Here is a 2,377-nt window from a genome sequence, read left to right as displayed (position 1 = left end):
GCTACGCCTTGGTCACTTTGATGCTTTTGGCAGAGTAGTAGATTCATGTGACAACTTGCTGCGCAAGTTCGTGAATACACGAACGTTATATGCAATCCCTGCAAAAGCGTATAGAACAAGGTTTCATTACTAAAGCATACAATACCATTGAGGTGATTTAATTATGGGATCAAGAATCATGCATTTGATAATCGGCAATAGAATTACTGAAAGATTAAATATCGAAGATCGAACTTCGTTTTTACTAGGTAGCATCGCTCCGGACGCTGTTCAAACAAAGGATGAATCGCATTTCTTTAAAGGAGAACATCAAAATTATACAAGATATATTGATTATCGTGGATTTCTAAATAAGTATAAATCGTATTCTGATAACTTATATGTGCTTGGATATTTTGCACATTTGATTGCTGATGATCTTTGGTTGAAGGGATTTTATATGCCCTGGTTAAGGAACTGTATGGAGGCAGATGCTGGAGTACATTCAATGTATCACAATGATTTCAGATTACTAAATGGCAAACTGTTAGAACACTATGGTTGTACCGATGAAATGAGGAAAGCAATCTATAATTTTTCTAAAGTCATTGATCTGCAAGAGGTAAAGTCCAGTAATGTTGAAGAATTTGTTCCTCATGTTCTAGGAGATATGGAATATGAAGAACATGTAGTAGATGAACCACTCAATGTCTTTAGCTTTATTCAGATTAAAGGATATATTGAAACATCAGTGAATATAGGAATAATGAATTTACAACAAATAATTTGAAGATCGAAGAGCGAGATTTGTAGCGGATTCAGAGAAGGCAGGGACAGCATATAACAACGTGTTCCAGCTTCGCGGCAGTCGCCGCTCGGTCTGCTCGAGGGATCTCAAGGAAGAAAATCCAGGCAGACACATCGATTCCCCTAAGATAAGAGCTATCTAAGGGGAATCGACGTCAGGAACACAAGAACGTTAGATTAAATACCACAAATAATGAAAGGACAAAAACAACAATGAAATTAGAGACTACAAAAAGACTTAAGTCATTACTACTACTTTCAGTGTTATTTATATTTATTACATTAATTGGACTATTTACTAATGTACTTGTGCAAAAACCTATCTGGATAATTTTAACACAAGTTATTCCACTACCAATTTTTTTGATTATATTAACAATGGTTAGTCTTGATTTAGTCAAAAAGGATTATATAACTATAAAGGGAGAAATAGTTGAAAAGAAAGTATATACTGTTGGTATTTTAACGGAAAATGGTAATTCAAAGAAATTTAGGGCGAATAAAGAATTTGTTAAAGAGATTAATGAACTGAAATTACATCAAGAAATTGAAATCCAGTATTATAGACGAACTAAAGAAGTGATACAAATTAAGAAATTAATAATTGAACAAGAGTTAAAGAACTTTGAAAGCTAATTCAATGATGTGTGGTACTTCATCTAACACAGTATTCACGCGGCGGCTGCGCCTTGGTCACTGTGATGCTTTTGGCAGAAGTAGCATATTCAGTGACAACCTTGCATGCGCAAGGTTCGTGAATACACGAACGTTATGCGAAACCAACGTAAGGCTTAAGTACATTTCATTGGAGGGCTATATGAAGGACATCAAATACAATAATTATTTTTGGCAGGATGAAGAGATTAGATTACGTGCAATTCAAGAAGCGGATTGGGAAGATCATTATTATAATCGTTTTGATACACCAGCCCGCCGACTACTTGAAAGTGAAGTTGAACTTCCTCCTACCATTTCAGAAGCAAAATCATTTGTTCAAGATCATATTGATTTCTCATCTAAAAATGGAAGAATAGTGTTTTCAATAGAGAACCTGAATGGAGTAAACGTAGGGGGAATAAATCTAAATAGTATAGATGAAAGAAATGGTACATTTAGTATTGGCATTCAGATCGATCAGGATTATCGTAATAAAGGATACGGAACAAGAGCAGTTAGAATTTTAATGAAATATGCTTTTTTTGAACGAAGACTTAATAAATTTAATGATTATGTATTAGATGGAAATGAAGCATCTGCAATGATGATGAAAAATCTCGGTTGCGTTCAAGAAGGGGTTAGAAGATCTGTTATTTATACAAACGGTAGATATCATGATGTAATACTATTTGGGATGACAAAAGATGAATTTATAGAGAAGCATAAAGAAAGATTGTAGATTATTCAGGAAGACGTTGGCATCGCATAACACAGTATTCACGCAGCGGCTACGCCTTGGTCAGCAGAGGGAATTCGGGATGTGATTGCTGTCAGACAACTTCCTGCGGAAGTTCGTGAATACCTGAACGTTATGCGAAAGGATTGGAACAGTACATATTTAAAAACTAACATTGGCTTAAAAGCTATAAGACAT

The 2,377-nt window shown here is 34.9% G+C and carries 3 protein-coding genes; all 3 read left to right on the top strand.

Features of this window, described 5'->3' with window-relative positions; all coding sequences use genetic code 11:
- Positions 1 to 163 precede the first annotated feature (163 nt).
- The 3 genes from AC1TO5_RS21130 (at position 164) to AC1TO5_RS21120 (ending at position 2,182) form a co-directional block, all read left to right on the top strand.
- Positions 164 to 769 (top strand): zinc dependent phospholipase C family protein, encoded by a 606-nt coding sequence (locus AC1TO5_RS21130; RefSeq protein ID WP_482064815.1) that lies wholly within the window; start codon positions 164 to 166, stop codon positions 767 to 769.
- A 230-nt stretch (positions 770 to 999) separates the two neighbouring features.
- Positions 1,000 to 1,422 (top strand): hypothetical protein, encoded by a 423-nt coding sequence (locus tag AC1TO5_RS21125; protein ID WP_482064814.1) that lies wholly within the window; start codon positions 1,000 to 1,002, stop codon positions 1,420 to 1,422.
- A gap of 181 nt (positions 1,423 to 1,603) precedes the next feature.
- Positions 1,604 to 2,182, top strand: a complete 579-nt coding sequence (locus tag AC1TO5_RS21120; RefSeq protein WP_482064813.1) for a GNAT family N-acetyltransferase — start codon at positions 1,604 to 1,606, stop codon at positions 2,180 to 2,182.
- Positions 2,183 to 2,377: the final 195 nt, after the last annotated feature.

Source organism: Paenibacillus sp. Y930 (assembly GCF_056786375.1).
This window is presented reverse-complemented; position numbering and strand designations above follow the sequence as displayed.